The following is a 17,383-nucleotide window of genomic DNA, read 5'->3' on the forward strand; positions in this document are numbered from 1 at the left end:
CGAAAACGTTTGCAGTAAGGCAAGACATGTTTCCTCATCTGCTCATTTCTAACTTCCCGAAGGCTTGAACGACAACGCCTCTTCGCGATATTCACTCGGGGTCTTGCCGGTATGTTTTTTGAACAGCCTGCTAAAATATTTCACGTCCTCGTAGCCGCTGATGGCAGCGACTTCACTGACCTTCGCTGGAGACACCGCCAGCATATCCATCGCTCTTCGTATACGCATATCGGTGACAAAATCACCGAAGGTCACACCCATTTCTTTTTTAAACAGCTCACTGAGGTGACCCGGATGCAAATGAACATGTCCAGCTACCTGCTGCAGATTAATATCCTGCGCCAATGAAGATTCAATATAACCGATAGCCTTCTGCACATGAGCAGCCTGTCCCTGACCCATTCGGCTATGATAGATATGCATCAGACCATACAGATGATGGAACAGCATATCCCCGAGGTCACCAGCTTCAGCATCCGGTTCCGGCAACCATGGCTCGAGCCTTGCGGGTTCTTCACGCCCTGTGGCTCGCATTGTGCGAGTCAGCCAGCGATGACCTACAATGACGGCTGAGTGCAGACAAGCATTGAACGATTCTGGTGTGACCTCCGGCTCTGTAATCAAATTAGCCACAAGTTCCCGCGTCCATGTCGTTAACGTGACTGAATCATTATCCAGCAATAATGTACCAAGTGTGGTCTCCTCTTCGTGCGTAAGTACAGTTTTACCACCTTGGCGATCCTGAACGTGCTCATAATGCCATACTTTATAATCCACCAAACCCCGATATCGGAATGCAGCTGACGCAGTACTGTAGCTTTCGTGCAGATCTGCATATCCACGCACAGGCAGACCTACCGCTGCGCGCAGGGTGCACTTCAGTAATTGCTCCACCCGACGTAATGCACTCTCCAGCCTGAACGTAGTTTCATGTTCCACAGGCGGCCATGAAACTACACAAATAATTTGCTGTTTCTCTACATGAGCAATGGCACCAGGTAACATATCCTCCAGGGTATTCTGCACCGCAAATCGTAATAGCGCATCCGAGGATCGATCCCAACCCTCTGCTCGAAGAATAATGACTTGTCTGAGAATCTGTTCATCATCAAGGCCACCAAGCCCTGCCTCTTTTCCAACATCAGATCGCAAGAATGAAGGAAAATGGCCCGAAGCGGTGTCACCATCAATGATCCACCCGGCAAATAACCGCTCTCGATTCTCCCGCATAAGCTGTCCCTCTCTGGACTTCTCTGCCCAACGTTCCGAGATTCGCTGTTTGGCCTGTAATACGGTTTTGATGATCTCTTCCGGCTTACTTGTTTTGAGCAGATAATCTGTAACACCTTGGCGAATCGCCTGTTGGGCATAAGAAAAGTCATCGTATCCGGACAAAATAATGACCTCCAGCTCAGGTAACAATCGCAGGCCCTCTTCTGCCAGTTCCAGCCCTGATCTGCCTGTCATCCGAATATCGGTCATCAGGATATGTGGACGTTCCTCAGCCAAACGTGTTAACGCCTCCTCTGCCGAGGCAGCAGGTTGAAGAAGTTCAATTCCGAGTTCATGCCAAGCGATAACGCTGGCAAGCCCTGTACGGATAATCACTTCATCATCAACAATTAATAGTCTCATGACGAACCCTCCAAGATTGGAATGGAAAACGAAATCCGGGTACCTCCCCCAATCCTGCTGTCTACTTCAAGCTGTGCATCCGCTCCATAATGGAGCAGCAGTCTCTCATTCACATTGCAGAGCCCATAACCGCCTTGGTTTAGCTGTTTTTCCGGCTGTTTTCCCTTCCATTCCCTAATGCTTATCCTTAATTGTTCCAGCCTGTCCGGCTCCATGCCGACACCATCATCCAGCACCAGCACATTCATCTGTTCATTATCCGGGTCCTTGCGAATCATTATGGTGATGGTGCCCACGCCTGTTTTGGGCTGAATGCCATGAATCATGGCATTCTCAACGAGCGGTTGCAGCAACAGCTTCAGCATCATTCGCTTCTCAAGCGCTGGATCTACGATATAATGCAACACGAATTGATCAGGGAAACGAATTGACTGCACACGCACATAATGGCGAATATGAGCAATCTCTTGTTCCACAGGGCAGTAATCCTGACCATTATTCAAGCTGATACGTAGAAAATCACTCAGGCCCTCAACCATATCCGCGATCCGCTTCTCTTCAGACATCAAGGCAATCCAATGAATTGAAGAGAGCGTGTTATAGAGAAAGTGCGGGTTAATCTGCGCCTGAAGCACTCGAAGATCCGCTTCTTTTTTACGAGCTTCACCCCGAATAACCTCTTCCTTCAATAACTGAATATGTGCACCGAGCAGATTGTAACTCTCCCCAAGCCTACCGATCTCGTCATCACTTTCAGACCGAAACAAAGGAAGCGGGCGTTCCGGATCAATTCGGGACAGATGTCGGGTAAGTACACGAAGCGGCCTCGTCACACGACGAACCGTAAACCAGACCAAGCCAGCACTGATCGCAGCAGACATCGCAACGGCGCAACCGGTCAGAATAAGAATGTACCGATTCTCGGACTTGTACTGGTCATAAGGAACCGTTCCAACCAACGTCCAACCGGTCAGTTCTTCCGGATAATAGAGCAATGTCCGTTTATCGTCACCACTGCCATATGTGGTTGTTCCGCTACCGCCATCCTGAATTAACGTTGTGACTCCTGGTTCGGCCTGCTCCAGCTTAAGTCCAAGCCGGGATTTGTCCATTGAAGACAGAATCTCTCCAGAACTGCCGATGAGCTCCAGTCTGCCTTGCCCTCTGCCTAATCCCAGAGCGGCCCATCCCTTGGATATGGCCTTCTCATCCAGACTAATGGCTAACCAGCCGATGGGTCGATAATCATGGATACTGCGGATTGGCCGAACCAATGTGATCACATTTTGAATACCCGCGTAATTCTGCACCGGGTATACCCCCGTCCATTGTTTGACTGCTTCACCGCTTGGAACAGAGGGATACGAAAGGTTGGATTCATTGGATTCATACCAGGTAGCGGTTGACAATGTGGCATCAAAACGTCCCGGATATATAGCGATGTTAGCGATATATTTCTTGGAAGCCGCCAGATTGGTCATTCTGCCCAGGATATCCACTCGGTCCAGCTCATGATCTTCATTGTGGCTAAGATACTGCTGGATGTCCCGTTCTCCAATCAGGAAAATCGATAGGTTCTCGGCATCTTGCAGCATATAACGAAGATTCGCTTCCACCTGTTTCAGTGTATCCATGCCGGACAGTTTTGTTTTTTGCTCTGTAATGCGGGAAGAGATCAGAAAGGCGAACAGGCCCAAGGCCAGCAATGGCACAATCATTGAAGCCGTCACGACGACCGATAGCTTCCTTTGTAACGAAGATGTGAGCCAGCGTGCCAAACGTTTCTCCTCCTCTGGATGCGCTTTCGCTTATCCTTTGACAGCTCCTGCTGTCATACCTTTCATAACTTGTTCCTGGAATACGAGATACAAGATAATGGTTGGAATGACCGACAGTGTCATGGCAGCTAGCGTTAAGCCGTAATCGGTTTGATACCCATCCGCAAAGTTCGCAATGGCCAGCGGTAACGTTTTCAATCCGGTTTTGTTGATGAATACAAGCGCAAATGAAAAGTCATTCCACGCATGCAAGAAACTCAGGATCGTAACCGTAGACAACGCAGGTACGGACATCGGTAACATGATCCGGGTAAACAGCCCCCAAAGTCCTGTTCCATCAATGAAAGCTGCCTCTTCAATATCACGTGGAACACTTGTCAGATAAGCAGTAAGCACAAAAATAGCTGTAGGCAATGCAAAAGCCGTATAAGGTAATATTAATGCCCAGTACGTATTCAGCAAGGACATCTGTTTCATTAAAATAAATAAGGGCACAAGTGTACTATGGATCGGAATGAGCATGCCCACAACAAAGAAAGTCATGATTAAGCCTTTCCAGCGAAACTGGAAACGGGCCAGGATGAATGAAGCCAGCGCTGCAATAAACAGCGTTAGAATAAGTGACCCCACCGATACGATTAGTGAATTGCCAAAAGCGGTCCCCAGCCTGGAGCTTTCCCATGCATTGCTGAAATTGGCAACATTCCAGTTTTCCGGCAGTCCAAAGGGCCTGCTATAGAAATCTTCATTTGTTTTGAATGCACTAATCACGAGCCAGTAGAACGGATACAATGTTAAAATACCATAGACCGTTAGCAGCGTCCAAACAATTCCGCTACGTAGGCGGCGAATCGGATGGCCCGAGCTGCTTCGTGGTGATGGCATGGATACAGGTGTCACACGCATAATAACTCCTCCTCTCTATTGATTCTCTTTTCGTTTGCGACTGGTTAACCACTGGCTTGTTCCGATCAGCAGCAGGGAGATCAGTACGATGGTTGTTGAGATCGCACTACCAAAACCATATCGGTATGTTGTAAAGGTGGAATTGTACATATACGTTGCAAGCAGTTCCGTCGCATGTGCCGGACCACCCTTGGTCATGATGTAGACCAGATCGAATGATTTCAGACTACCCGAAATACATAGAATGATCGCTACCTGAACCGTACCCCAGATCATGGGCAGAGAGACGGATACCAGCTTCCGGATTCCTGAAGCCCCGTCTATTTTGGCAGCATCATGAATCTCGCCGGGAATATTCTGCAACGCCGAGATGAAGATAATTAGATACAACCCGACAAAGCTCCAGAGCAGCGGCGGTACCAATGAGAAAATGGCAATCTTGTCATCGGAAAGCCATTGCAGCTTCCAACTTTCAAGCCCCAGTGCGTCCAGCAGAAAGTTTAATATCCCGATCTGCGGATGATAGATATACTGCCAGATCATACCGATAACTACAGTGGATAACACCATCGGCAGAAATACGGCTGAGCGCAGAAACCGCTGTAATGGATTGCTTTTGTGTAAGATGACCGCCAGCATAAGCGCTAACGGAATCTGTCCAAATACCGACGCCAACACAAAAATAACGTTATTTTTCAGCGCCCGCCAAAATACAGGATCATGCCAGATCTCCACGTAATTATCCACACCAATATATTTGGATGCGCCGATGCCGGACCAGTTGAAGAAACCGTAGTATGCCGACCACACGACCGGTACAAATACAAACAATGCATAAATGATGACTGCCGGGGCCAACCCCAGCATAATAAAACGCCGACTGCGCAGTGCGTTCATCTGTTCACTTCCCTTCGATAAATTCCTTTACCAACTTGCAACTGACTATCCCATTCATACTTAAGACCCCTCCCCTGCCGGGAAGGGGTTTTAACGAATGCTTACTGACTAACTGCATTGGCTTGAGCCGCCTGAATTTTAGCCGCAATGTCTTCGGCCTTGCCACCCATAAGCAACTCTTGCAATGCATTATTAATAACCTCAACCGTTGCCGACCCCAGCTTGGAATCGTATACTGGCGTGATCTTCACTTCCTGCATCAGATCATATAATTCTACGAACAATGGATGTGCTTTGGTTTTGTCCAGATCAATCTTGTAACTCACCAATGTGCTGCTATCCAATGTGGCCTTCTGACCATCAGGTCCTGCCAGCGCGTAGAACAGCTCCATCGCTGCCTCTTTTTGTGCACCGCTCAGCTTTTTACTTACACCCAACCCGGTTCCTACTACACCGGATGTTGTTCTTGGTTCACCCTGACCTCCGTCCACTGGAGGAAGAATCGTAATATGTGTGTTGTTCAGCACCTCTTCAGGTGCATTGTTCACCAGATTTGCCAAGGCCCATCCGCCGTTCATGACCATCGCTGCCTTACCTTGGAAATAAAGTTGCATCATTTGTGTCTCATCGATACTATTGAATCCATCCTGGAATGCCTTGGTGTTGCCAAGCTCCTGCATCTTGTTCAAGGCTTCAATAAATTGTGGATCGGTAAAGCTTGCACCCTCTTGTGCTGTCGCTTTCAGGAACCAGTCTGTGCCGGTAATCCGATCAGCCAGTGTACTGAATATCGTTGATTGAGCTACCCAGTTGGCCTTGTTGCCAAGTGCCATGGGAATGACTTTATTTTGATTAAAAGTAGCAATCGCTTGTTCCAGTTCCGCCCAGGTCTCAGGCACTTTTACGTTGTACTGTTTGAACAAAGCTTCATTGTAATAAATGAAGGAACTCGGCGCCAGATTCATGGGCACGGAGTAGATATTCCCGTCTACGGTGTATCCGTCCAATGCATTGGGGATAAAGTTATCTTTCCACTCCGGCTTTGCGTCCAGCTCTGTATTAATGGGTTGCAACAGATCCCCTTTTACAAATTCCTTAGTCATGGCATCCGGCCACATCACGAACAGGTCTGGCATCTCGTTGGCAGCTGCCACCGTACGAAGCCGGGTTTTGAGACCATCTGTTGGCAAGCCTTCATCCACAACTTCAATATCTGGATGCGCCGCGCGGAAATCTTCAATAATTTTGCGCATCGCAACCGCCTTTGCATCCTGTCCGGTCCAGTTGTGCCAGAGTGTGACGGTTACTTTGTCATTGCCGCTGCCTCCTTCTGAAGTGTCCCCGCCAGCACAGCCAGCCAGAATAATGGAGAACAATGTTATTGCCAGGAAACCCGAAAGCCATTTTTTCAACATCTCTATATTCCCCCTCGGCGATTTGAATACACTTATTGTAAATGGTAACGCTATCATACCGTAAGGTGACGATCCACGGATGCAGGGGTGAAAAATATCGGTTCCCCTGTTTGGAACTTACTTTGCTGACTTATTGTTCATAACATATAAAAAAGAGCCCTCACAATGAGAGCTCTTTCTTGTTGCAGCCGTTGGTAGCTTCACCCCAGGCTATATATAATGAATAAGTGCTAAATCGTATTAAATATGATTGCGTATTATTGGATACTGTTTTTCACCAGTTCTGCAAAAGCTTCGGATCCTTGCGTAGTGAGATGTACGCCGTCTTTTTCAAAATATTCGTCATGTCCCTCACTTGCACTGTTCCAGTCAATCAACGAGACATTGCTGTATTTGGATGCTGCCTCATTCAAAGCCCTGTTCACCGTTCGTTCCCACGGACGAGGTACGCGCACAGTAACCAGATATACCCGATCCTCATCCTTGAGATAATCAAGCACAGCATTCAAGTTTTTGGAGTTAAAGGAACCATTCGTCCCGAGCTCCAGCACCACTTTGCTGCCCATTTGGTTGTTTTGTTTCAGACCTTCCAATACATCGCCTGCCTGCCACATCTGACGACCGACATGTCCGTCCACATACACTCCCGATATACTTTGCTCCAGATACGGTTTTGCATCCAAAATCACCGAATCTCCAATGACGGTATAATGAACCTTGCCATCCTGGGCAGGAGGAGCCGTTTCTTCATTGTCCTGAGATGAATCAGGTGTATCATCCGTATGATCCGTATTATCGGATTGATTCGCTCCAGCGTCATCTGGTGTATCATTCTCGTTAGTCACGGAGTCATCGGCCGGCTTATCTTCAGACTGATCGTCCTTGCCAGGATTCACTGAATTGTCTTGGTCGTCAGGTTTTGAGTCTGGAGCAGACTCTCCTGTTGGCTTCTCGTTTTTCCCCGGATCATCTTTCGTTCCTGCTTCCGGTTTATGGGTATGAGCATCGTTCTTTTGGCCAGAGCCTGACGTTCCTGTAATAGCTGGCAACACATCCTGTCCCTGTTCCTCCGCCACGGAATTCTCTCCATTCAATGTGTTGGACATCGATACCGAATGGGAGTCGGAGTTCGCTGCATGTGAGACCATCATCTGGGATACCGTATAGGACAACAGCAGAATCGTCATCAACAGACCTGCCCGCTTCCACCATACGTTACGTATACCGATCGATGACCGCCCTCTTCCCCATAATCGGGACCAAGAATCACGGAATCCGTTGTACCGAATCGGATTTTCAATATATTTAAGAGACAATGAAGCCAGTACAAAAGTTGCAGCAACCTGTAAAATGATTCGTACAGGATGTGCTCCTCCCGTATCCACCGCGGGATTGGTTAACATAATGACAGGATAATGCCACAGATATAATCCGTAGGATCGCTCTCCGATCCAGCGTAGTGGCTTCGCTCCAATGATACGTCCTAGGAAAGACGATGGGTGAGCCAACACCGCTACCAGCAACGTTGTTGCAATAGCCTGAAGCACCATGCCCCCTTGATACAGAAACGGATCATATTCACTGCTATTCAGCATCATGTAGATTAATAAAGCAAGCGCAGCAAGTCCCGACACATCGAGCACAAGCCGATTCATGCCAGGCAGAGAGCTCGACAGCTTACGACTAGGCCATACCACGGCAAGAGCAGCACCAGCAAGCAGTGCGAATGCCCGCGTGTCTGTTCCATAATATACACGGCTCGGGTCCAAATCTGGATTATACATGATGGCCATTGCACCAGCAGACAATTCAGCTGCGACAACAATGAAAACGACCAGCCATCCCTTTCTTTTGAACACTACGATTGCTGCGATCAGTAGAAGAGGCCATATAAGATAAAATTGCTCTTCCACAGCCAGCGACCAGAAATGGCCAAACGGTGATGGAGGGCCAAAACTTTCGAAATAGGAAACGTTGTGAAAGATATACCACCAATTGCTTATGTATAATACACCCGAAACGATATCACCACGAAGCGCAGCGAGCCGGGATGGGTCTGTACAGGCCAACCAGATCATCACCACAGCTGTCATGGTCAGCATGCCTGGAAGCAAACGCCTTACCCGTCTTACCCAGAAATCACCGAGTGAAATGCGTCCATGTTCCTGCCACTGTGACACGAGAATATCTGTAATTAAATATCCCGAGAGAACAAAGAATATCCCTACACCGAGCAGTCCGCCCGGAATAAAATCCAAATTCAGATGATACGCGATTACCGCAAGTACAGCGATGGCTCGCAAGCCGTCAAGTCCGTTCATATGTCTCTTACGATTTAACGATTGTGACATGCATGCCCCTCCTTGTTACTGTGAGTCAACAACATCGGTGTTGGGGGCATAAAGGAACTCCTGATCGTTCTGGTTGTCATTAACATACGTAGTGCACCTTCCATCTTTCATTTACAACATAAGAAAAGCTTCTGTTTGAAGCACTATCCGATGATGCTACATTCTGTGTGAATTCTATAATCTTAAAAAAGACGAGTTGCCTGTCCATTAAGTTTAATTATTAAAATATTCTTTATATTCATTCGTGAGTTCACGTTTAGCATTATACGCCCGAAATAAGCCTCATACTTTACAGCAATAGTTACAAACGATTAAACCGATGTAACCTTTCCTGCCAGCTCATATAGCTGTAAAATCATACTCTAATTTTGTCGTTAAATATAGTACTTTTCATCGAGTGGCTAAAATTACCTGTCCCACTTGCGCAAACCAGCATACCCATGCACACATCGATTGAAACAATTGAATTCATAACAAAAGGCTGCCGACTTGCTCAGCAGCCAATATCCATTATAAACCTATGTCAGACCGGATTGAAAGTTTTGCTCATAATTGCTTCTTCTTGCCTAGGACCCTAGAGGTGGAACGGGTGAATCTTTTCTTCTGTCCTCGCATCCATGATCCGGTATGCTGAACGCCCTGTGTACATCGGGATTTGCAACTTCTCCAGATCAACCATTCCATTCTCCAGAAAGTACTTCTGATCCTGATATCGCTGCAACACTTCGCCTGCAATCCATTCATGGTCACCATATGTCGTAATGTCCATAACCTTGCACTCATAAGCAAAATAAGCGTCTGTCAAAATGGGTACACTTACCTTGATTCCTTCCTCATATGGAATGCCGAATCTTTTGAATTTATCCGTATCTCTTCCACTGAACGTTCCTGCAGCTTGAATCCACTCCGATCGATGACCTGGCAGGAAATGAACACCGAATACGCCGCTCTTCTCAATGAGTTCATAGGAGTATGTTTCCTTACGAAGGGAGATGCCATATACGCCTGGTGATGATCCGATGTATGTATGCCATCCGGACGCCATCACATTCTGGACTCCCTCATGACGTGAAGTCACCACCGCTACCATTCCAGGATAAGAATAAAATATGGGTTCTTCTATCGGCTGACGCATCTAATCCCCTCTCTTCTTCGTTATAAAGACAATTTTAATTATAAAGTAAAGAAGCAGGTTGAAAAAGCGTTTGCAGAGGATTTCGCTATAAGCGACACATTCATTCTCATGTTATACTGAGATGGTCAATTTCTAAAATACGATACTGGGAATGTGATAGGATATGGTCAAATCAGTCAAATATACCTCCTAAATGAAGGCATTATTCAAATTTAGGAGGTTATAACTTATGTTTAATTCAATCGTGTTAGATCAGTGGGATCGAAAGCCATACTTTGACCACTACTTGAATCAGGTCAGATGTACCTACAGCATAACTGCTAATCTGGATATCACTCTATTGATCAACGAACTGAAGCTTAAAGGATTGAAGTTCTATCCCGCTCTTATTCACATGATCTCTACGGTTGTCAATACACACAGGGAATTTCGAACCTGTTTTGATGCAGAGGGGAAATTGGGCTATTGGGACGAAATGTCTCCGAGTTATACGATTTTTCATGAGGACGACAAAAGTTTCTCAACGATCTGGACAGCATTCCATGAAGATTTCGAGACGTTCCACATTCGTTATCTGGAAGATATGAAGAATTACAAAGATCACAAACAATTTGTTGCCAAACCCAATGAACCACCAAATACATTTCCCGTTTCCAGCATTCCCTGGGTGAACTTTACGGGATTTAATCTGAACATTTATAATGAGGGAACTTACTTATTGCCCATTTTCACGATGGGAAAATATGTTCAACAGAACGATAACGTTTATCTTCCCTTATCCGTTCAGTTACATCACGCCGTGTGCGACGGCTACCACGCTGGCGTTCTATTTAATGAACTGCAATCACTTGCAGATTGTTGTCATGATTGGTGTTAGTTAGCTAAATGACAAAAGGCATCCCTGACTTCATGATGGAGTCAGGAATGCCTTTTCTTTTTCCCTTTTATCTAAGTGATACTTAATTACACTTACTGTACCCACAGTTGCTGCATGTTTTGCATCCTTCCACATTCATCAGGGATGCCGAGCCGCATGAAGGACATAAATCTCTCGATTCGGTAAAGTTTTTCTGATCCTCCACTTGTGGATATGTGCTCTTCACTTGCTTCTGTTCTTGTAAAGCTCCAGTTTCATTCTCCTGCACATTGCTCTGTACATGACTTTCCAATGCTTTGGCGACTGCATCAGCAATCGATTCCACCCGGTTAGCTCCGAAGCCAATCGCACCCGTACCGCCGATACCCTTGAGATGTTTGATCAGCAGTTCCACCTTGTGCCCATGATCTCCGTATCGCAGAAACAGTGAGCATACCCGACCGAGGGCCTCAGCCATGGCGAATACGTCCGATCCTGCTTTGCCCACGTTCAGGAAGATTTCTCCCGGCGTTCCCTCCAGATCATTGATCGTAATGTAAGCCATCCCGAATGGCGTATTGATTTTGTATGTTGCACCACGCAGTACCTGAGGACGGCTTCTATATTGTTTATCCAGCACTGTAGAAGAGGAAGGGACTTGATCGGAAGAATGCGTTCTAACACCAACCTGGCTATTGGAAGTTCCATCACTTGCCTGCCCTTGTTTCTCTTCAGCTTCCGCCGTGTTCTGATCTTCGGCCTTGGTCTCTTCCTTCTTCGACGTGGACAACACCTGCACATCCCTGCTGCCGTCGCGGTATATCGTTACTCCTTTACAGCCAAGATCGAAGGCCAGTTCGTACAGCTCAGCCGTATCCTCCACCGTAAAATCAGCCGGACAGTTGGCCGTCTTCGAGATGGAGCTATCCACCCATTGCTGAATCGCGGCCTGCACCCGGATATGGTTCTCAGCCGACAGATCCATCGCCGTCACATAATAGTCGGGTAAAGCTTCACCCGGATGTTCATCCAGCCAATCTTGTGCAATCGGTACGAACTGTTCATCATAACCTAGACGGCTTTGACGGAAATACTTGAAGGCGAAATACGGCTCAATACCAGTTGATGTGCCCACCATCGTACCTGTACTGCCCGTTGGCGCCTGTGTGATCAGTGTGACATTTCGAATGCCCTGTTTACGAATCGTCTCTCCCACTTCAGGGTATGTCGCAACCATGTTTTTCATAAATCCACTCTGTAAGTACGGTTCAGCTTCAAATGCTGGGAAAGCACCCTTCTCTGCTGCAATCTCTGCCGATGCCAGATAGGCCGCCTTTGCCATGAATCCATACAGTTTATCCAGAAATTCAAGGGATTCAGGACTGCCATATCGTATACGCAGCTTAATCATCAGCTCTGCCAATCCCATCGTGCCAAGCCCAACCCGGCGTTCACGCTGCTGATTCAGTCTATTTTCCTCAAAATGATATGGTGTTGCATCGATGACATTGTCCAAAAATCTAGCCGAGATACGAGTGGTTTCCGCCAGTTCATCCCATGCCACATCATGATTCGTTTCATCGTAGAATTTGGACAGATTGATCGCTGACAGATTACATACACCCCAGCCAGGCAGGCCTTGTTCCCCGCACGGATTAGTACAGATAATTGGGTTAAAGTACCAGCTGTTGGACATCTGATTGTAATACTCCATGAATACCACACCAGGCTCTGCCGATTTCCAGGCTGATTCAATAATGGTATGCCAGATTTCGCGAGCCTTCAGCGTACGATAGTGTATCACCGAATGACCTGCTGCTTTCCATTGCTGCATATCCCCGTTCCACTCGGTGTCGTAGTCCGGATCGTTCGTATCAGGGAAAACCAAATCCCAATCTCCATCCTGCTTGACAGCCTCCATAAATGCATTGCTCACACATACAGACAGATTGGCATTGGTCACCTGCCCCATCGTTTGTTTCACGGTAATAAAATCCAGCACATCCGGATGCCAGTCATTCATCATCAGCATGAGCGCACCCCGGCGGCTTCCGCCCTGTTCAATCAGTCCAGTCGTATAACTGAACAGTCCGCCCCACGATACGGAACCGCTGGATGATCCATTGACTCCTTTCACCACCGCTCGGCGAGGACGCAATGAGGACAAATTAATACCAACACCTCCCCCACGTGCCATAATTTCCGTCATCTCGGTCAAGGTTCTCATGATGCCACCCCGACTGTCTTGCGGAGATGGAATGACATAACAATTGAAGAGTGTCAGTTCATCGCTTGCCCCCGCGCCCGCAGCAATTCGGCCTCCGGGTACTAACTTCCAATCTTCCAACACAGAGCGGAACTTGGACTCCCACGTTGCCCGCTGATCGGCTGTGGATTCGACAGAAGCCATCGCTTTGGCGAGACGGTCCCACATCTCTTCCGGTGTTTTTTCTATGTTGAGTGTCAATTTCTCCACGTTTGTCTGGATCATCTCTCCGCTTCGAGTCCTTACCTGTACAAGCTGACCCTGACGTTCTATGATTTCGCCCACTTCCTTGGTCGGGAACTTGGGATCATCCTTCGTTAATACCAATACCACATCTCCGACCTTGGCATGATTCGAATCAGCGTCCTTCCAGGCGTATCGGTCCAGAAATATTTTTTCGCTAAGTCCTTCTAATTGATGCGATCGTTGGTTTGATTTCATCGCTACGTTCAACCTCCCCGAATAACGCTACATTTTCACTACAAGAGTAAATTATGATAAAACACCACATATAGTGATATAAATTCAGTATAATACACCATATATTGATTTTCCATATGACTTTTATCATAGACCTTATTTTATAGACTCCCCTGCTCCGAAAAACTTCTTCACACACCCTCATACGCATGAATACGACATCAGTGAATTTTTTGGCACAGAAAAAACATGTGCCTTTACTAAATTTCTGGGTTCAATATAAGTTAAACTAATCATTTGCACGTCAACGGAGAGGACAGAAATAACCTGAAGAAGCGAAGCGTTCGCCTGAAAGCTTTCTGAAAGAAAGCTTCATCGGAAGCATACGCTATCCCCGGATTTCCCCCTCCAGAAAAGGGAATCAAAGAAATCTGGGGATAACAGCGATTGGAAGGTTGTTCTGTCATCGTAGTGTTCGTGCAAATAAAATGTAGTTCAACTTATATAGTTATGAACTGACTCTCATTCGTCCATACTATTACCTACGAATAAAACGTCATCACGTATGGCAGGGGAGGAAGCACCATGAACCGGAAGAATCCGCACCACATGAATCAACCAGTAGCCGAACTGCCCGTTCCGTTGGAATTTGATCGGAGCTGGATCAATCAGTTGGAATCACGACTGGATAAAGGAGGTCCTTGGGGGGATTACCGACTCTTCCAACTGGGCATTCAAGCCGAAGAAACCAATCTGATTCCCAATTTTGACGAGATCCAGTGTTTGAAGCATCTACAAGGCCTTACTCCACTCCCTCACCAGATGGACACTGCTCGCAGAGTATTATTTGAAATGTCAGGCCGGGCCATTCTCGCCGATGAGGTGGGTCTTGGCAAAACCATTGAAGCCGGTCTCATTCTGAAAGAATATATGGTTCGGGGTCTCGTATCCAAGGTACTCATTCTCGTGCCAGCGTCTCTTGTGTTGCAATGGGTACGGGAGTTGAATTCGAAATTTGGCATCCCTGCTATTGCCCAGAAAAAGGCCTATTCCTGGCAGAATGAAGTGGTTGTTGCTTCCATGGATACAGCCAAACGTGACCCGCATAAAGATATGCTGCTGAATACTGATTACGACATGATTATTATTGACGAGGCTCATAAACTCAAAAACAAGAAAACAACCAACTATCAGTTCATGCTGAAATTGCGCAAAAAGTATTGTCTGTTGCTCACAGCTACACCTGTGCAGAACGATATGAGTGAGTTGTTCAATCTGATCAACCTGCTGAAGCCCGGTCAACTGGGTCGTCAGGGTGACTTTGCGGCCAACTTTGTCGTAGACAAGCGGGTTCCGAAAAATCAGGAACAGCTTAAGAACGAGTTATCCAAAGTCATGATTCGTAACCGTCGCGGAGAAGGCCCCGTTCAATTTACCAAACGGAATGTCTCCAACGTGAACTTGCAACTATCGCCCGAAGAACAAGCGCTGTATGATGGCGTGACTTCCTTTGTTAAAGACCAGTATCAGGAAGCTGGCGGCAATCTGAGCAGCATGCTATCCCTTGTTACATTGCAGCGGGAAGTGTGCAGCAGTCGGGATGCTGTGTTCGTGACACTGGTTAATCTGTCGAAGAAACTTCCGCTGGACTCTCCCCTTCGGGACAAAATTTGGGAACTCGTGGCCCATATTAAAGCGATCAAGGAGAATACCAAAGCGGAGAAAACGATGGAACTGGTTCGGAACATGAATGAAAAAGTCATTATCTTCACCGAATACCGGGCCACGCAGGAGTATCTGCTAAACTATTTCCGCAACAATGGACTTACAGCTGTACCCTATCGGGGTGGCATGAATCGAGGCAAAAAAGATTGGATGATGGATCTCTTCCGCGGGCGTGTGCAGGCCATGATTGCAACCGAAGCGGGTGGCGAGGGCATTAATCTGCAATTTTGCCATCATATGATCAACTTTGATCTGCCTTGGAACCCTATGCGGGTAGAGCAGCGGATCGGTCGGGTACACCGGCTTGGACAGCAAAATGACGTGAATATCTTCAATTTATCTACGAGCGGAACCATTGAGGAACACATCTTGAATCTATTGCATGAGAAGATCAATATGTTTGAGATGGTGATCGGCGGGCTGGATGTCATTCTGGAACGGCTGGAGAAGAAGGAGTCCATTGAGAAAAGTTTGTACAAAATCATGTTGGAATCACAAAATGATGAAGATATTCGCCGTAAAATGGACTCACTTGGACAATCGCTGAACTCCATTCAACGTGAGGTTTCAGATGAAGGCCCTGCCGTATCCGGGTTGTTAGATCTTCGAAAAGGAGGCAGCTAACTCATGACCATGTCGCCCCATGAAGTGCAGGCTTATGTTCTCACCTATCTGGAAGCACTTGATTGTCAGATTATGGAGCGTTCTCCTGCCCATGTTACAGTCAAACTCTCGCCTGAGGCGGACAAAGCGTTGACCAATCGCCCCTATTATTGGGGGTTCGTGGAACGAACCGGAGCACCCGCTGAGACGATGTCCTTTACATTTATATTTGATCCTGAAAGTTATCAGCAGGCCATTGAAGCAGCAGAAGCCAAAGCTGCGGAAGCATCACCTCCTGTTGTCCCTAACCCTGCTGGAACAAATGGCGTAACCAATGGCAGTCCTCAAGGCGAGCCACCAAAAGAAACCATTCTAGGCCGTTACTTCGGTATTACGCCATCGCTGCCACAGCTGGGGCCAGGACGAATATTGCGTGAAGAAGTGGTGTATGGCAGTCGCAGACTGCAGCAGATTTTCGGCGCTGCCCGTGAAGGCGGTGCCTTCGTGAACCTGTTCGAACAGGCTGCCAAACGGCAATTGCGGGCTACAGCGCCAGCCGTATATGAGCCTTGGCTTGGTGTCTGTTTCAAGGTGGAATTCGCCTGTGATTTGAAACGGGAGGAATTGCATTTTCTCGGCATCTCCCTTCGCTCGGGTGAAATTATAGAGAAATTCGGCACCAAGCTGAACCGACGTGATCTTAGTCCGAGGCTGGCGGAGAACATGCATGTACAGACAGCTAAAGTTTCGTTATTTGATGCCGGAGCTGCTTTGGAATCTCATTTGACAAACCGCTTGCTGGAACTCGATTATAGCTGGGCAGAGAAAGCCCAAGAGCGGCTTGATCTGGAGCTGGACGTCTTGGACACCTATTATGAAGCGGTACTCCGAGAAGATACACCTGAGGTAGAATCACCAGGTAACGTAACCTCAGACACGGAGAATGTCCATTCTGACCGCACGCCACCTGCACAACTGAAAAAAGTTGTGGATATAAAGAACGCTAAACCCATTGGAGCAGATGTAGAACTAGCGGCAGAAGCCGCAGTACCGATCGACTCCGAGACAGATGCCGAAGAAGAGAAAGCAAAACAGGCGGTAATAGATCGTGAAGCTATGAAACTGCAGTATGAGACACGCCGGACTGAGATGATCTGGCAATATGAACCCAAAGTGAAAGTGACTGCCATTAGCAGCGGCATGTTTCACTTAAGATAGACGAAGACACTACTTTTCCTGCAAATGCTGGCAAAAGTAGTGTTTATTCATGATCAGCTGCCCGACAGGTTGCGGCAACCTTTGCATAGCCTGTCCCCTAGAATGAAACTAGAACCCGCTCAGGTAACGGATAAATGAAAAGTAGGTGTAAATTTGAAACGATTCTTTCATACATGTT

At 47.2% G+C, this 17,383-nt stretch carries 11 protein-coding genes; 3 read left to right on the plus strand and 8 right to left on the minus strand.

Going from position 1 to position 17,383, the window contains the following annotated elements:
- Positions 1-48 precede the first annotated feature (48 nt).
- The 7 genes from NSQ38_RS25430 to NSQ38_RS25460 all read right to left on the minus strand — a co-directional run bounded on the left by NSQ38_RS25430 (position 49) and on the right by NSQ38_RS25460 (position 10,117).
- On the minus strand, positions 49-1,635 hold the full coding sequence (locus tag NSQ38_RS25430; protein ID WP_339784703.1) for a helix-turn-helix domain-containing protein: 1,587 nt from the start codon (positions 1,633-1,635) through the stop codon (positions 49-51).
- Complete coding sequence (locus NSQ38_RS25435; RefSeq protein ID WP_338593683.1) at positions 1,632-3,413, minus strand: sensor histidine kinase; 1,782 nt, start codon at positions 3,411-3,413, stop codon at positions 1,632-1,634. The genes NSQ38_RS25430 and NSQ38_RS25435 overlap by 4 nt, the downstream gene beginning before the upstream one ends.
- Positions 3,414-3,443: 30 nt before the next feature.
- Positions 3,444-4,298: a carbohydrate ABC transporter permease gene (locus NSQ38_RS25440; RefSeq protein ID WP_165790059.1), complete on the minus strand. Its 855-nt coding sequence runs from the start codon at positions 4,296-4,298 to the stop codon at positions 3,444-3,446.
- A 36-nt stretch (positions 4,299-4,334) separates the two neighbouring features.
- Positions 4,335-5,216, minus strand: a complete 882-nt coding sequence (locus NSQ38_RS25445; RefSeq protein ID WP_091032136.1) for a sugar ABC transporter permease — start codon at positions 5,214-5,216, stop codon at positions 4,335-4,337.
- Between the two features lie 101 nt (positions 5,217-5,317).
- Complete coding sequence (locus NSQ38_RS25450) at positions 5,318-6,631, minus strand: extracellular solute-binding protein (protein WP_338593681.1); 1,314 nt, start codon at positions 6,629-6,631, stop codon at positions 5,318-5,320.
- 257 nt (positions 6,632-6,888) lie between these two features.
- Complete coding sequence (locus NSQ38_RS25455) at positions 6,889-8,982, minus strand: acyltransferase family protein (RefSeq protein WP_339784705.1); 2,094 nt, start codon at positions 8,980-8,982, stop codon at positions 6,889-6,891.
- A 574-nt stretch (positions 8,983-9,556) separates the two neighbouring features.
- The gene (locus NSQ38_RS25460; RefSeq protein ID WP_249911150.1) at positions 9,557-10,117 is read right to left on the minus strand and encodes a flavin reductase family protein; all 561 of its coding nucleotides are present in this window, start codon (positions 10,115-10,117) and stop codon (positions 9,557-9,559) included.
- A 229-nt stretch (positions 10,118-10,346) separates the two neighbouring features.
- On the opposite strand from NSQ38_RS25460, the gene catA reads away from it, so the two are divergent.
- Complete coding sequence (gene catA / locus NSQ38_RS25465) at positions 10,347-10,994, plus strand: type A chloramphenicol O-acetyltransferase (RefSeq protein WP_339784708.1); 648 nt, start codon at positions 10,347-10,349, stop codon at positions 10,992-10,994.
- 82 nt (positions 10,995-11,076) lie between these two features.
- On the opposite strand, the gene NSQ38_RS25470 is transcribed toward catA, so the two are convergent.
- Complete coding sequence (locus NSQ38_RS25470; protein ID WP_339784710.1) at positions 11,077-13,680, minus strand: adenosylcobalamin-dependent ribonucleoside-diphosphate reductase; 2,604 nt, start codon at positions 13,678-13,680, stop codon at positions 11,077-11,079.
- A gap of 564 nt (positions 13,681-14,244) precedes the next feature.
- On the opposite strand from NSQ38_RS25470, the gene NSQ38_RS25475 reads away from it, so the two are divergent.
- Positions 14,245-16,008, plus strand: coding sequence for an SNF2-related protein (locus tag NSQ38_RS25475; RefSeq protein WP_339784712.1), 1,764 nt, complete (start codon positions 14,245-14,247; stop codon positions 16,006-16,008).
- A 3-nt stretch (positions 16,009-16,011) separates the two neighbouring features.
- Entirely contained in the window at positions 16,012-17,205 is a 1,194-nt protein-coding gene (locus NSQ38_RS25480) for a YqhG family protein (RefSeq protein ID WP_339784714.1), read from the plus strand.
- Positions 17,206-17,383 lie beyond the last annotated feature (178 nt).

The organism is Paenibacillus sp. FSL R7-0313, assembly GCF_037969885.1.
Taxonomy (GTDB): domain Bacteria; phylum Bacillota; class Bacilli; order Paenibacillales; family Paenibacillaceae; genus Paenibacillus.

Excerpts from the sequence above, each read along its gene's own strand:
- NSQ38_RS25430 (WP_339784703.1), bottom strand. The coding sequence starts at position 1,635 with ATGAGACTATTAATTGTTGATGATGAAGTGATTATCCGTACAGGGCTT.
- NSQ38_RS25440 (WP_165790059.1), bottom strand. The coding sequence starts at position 4,298 with ATGCCATCACCACGAAGCAGCTCGGGCCATCCGATTCGCCGCCTACGT.
- NSQ38_RS25445 (WP_091032136.1), bottom strand. The coding sequence starts at position 5,216 with ATGAACGCACTGCGCAGTCGGCGTTTTATTATGCTGGGGTTGGCCCCG.
- NSQ38_RS25450 (WP_338593681.1), bottom strand. The coding sequence starts at position 6,631 with ATGTTGAAAAAATGGCTTTCGGGTTTCCTGGCAATAACATTGTTCTCC.
- NSQ38_RS25455 (WP_339784705.1), bottom strand. The coding sequence starts at position 8,982 with ATGTCACAATCGTTAAATCGTAAGAGACATATGAACGGACTTGACGGC.
- NSQ38_RS25460 (WP_249911150.1), bottom strand. The coding sequence starts at position 10,117 with ATGCGTCAGCCGATAGAAGAACCCATATTTTATTCTTATCCTGGAATG.
- catA (WP_339784708.1), top strand. The coding sequence starts at position 10,347 with ATGTTTAATTCAATCGTGTTAGATCAGTGGGATCGAAAGCCATACTTT.
- NSQ38_RS25470 (WP_339784710.1), bottom strand. The coding sequence starts at position 13,680 with ATGAAATCAAACCAACGATCGCATCAATTAGAAGGACTTAGCGAAAAA.
- NSQ38_RS25475 (WP_339784712.1), top strand. The coding sequence starts at position 14,245 with ATGAACCGGAAGAATCCGCACCACATGAATCAACCAGTAGCCGAACTG.
- NSQ38_RS25480 (WP_339784714.1), top strand. The coding sequence starts at position 16,012 with ATGACCATGTCGCCCCATGAAGTGCAGGCTTATGTTCTCACCTATCTG.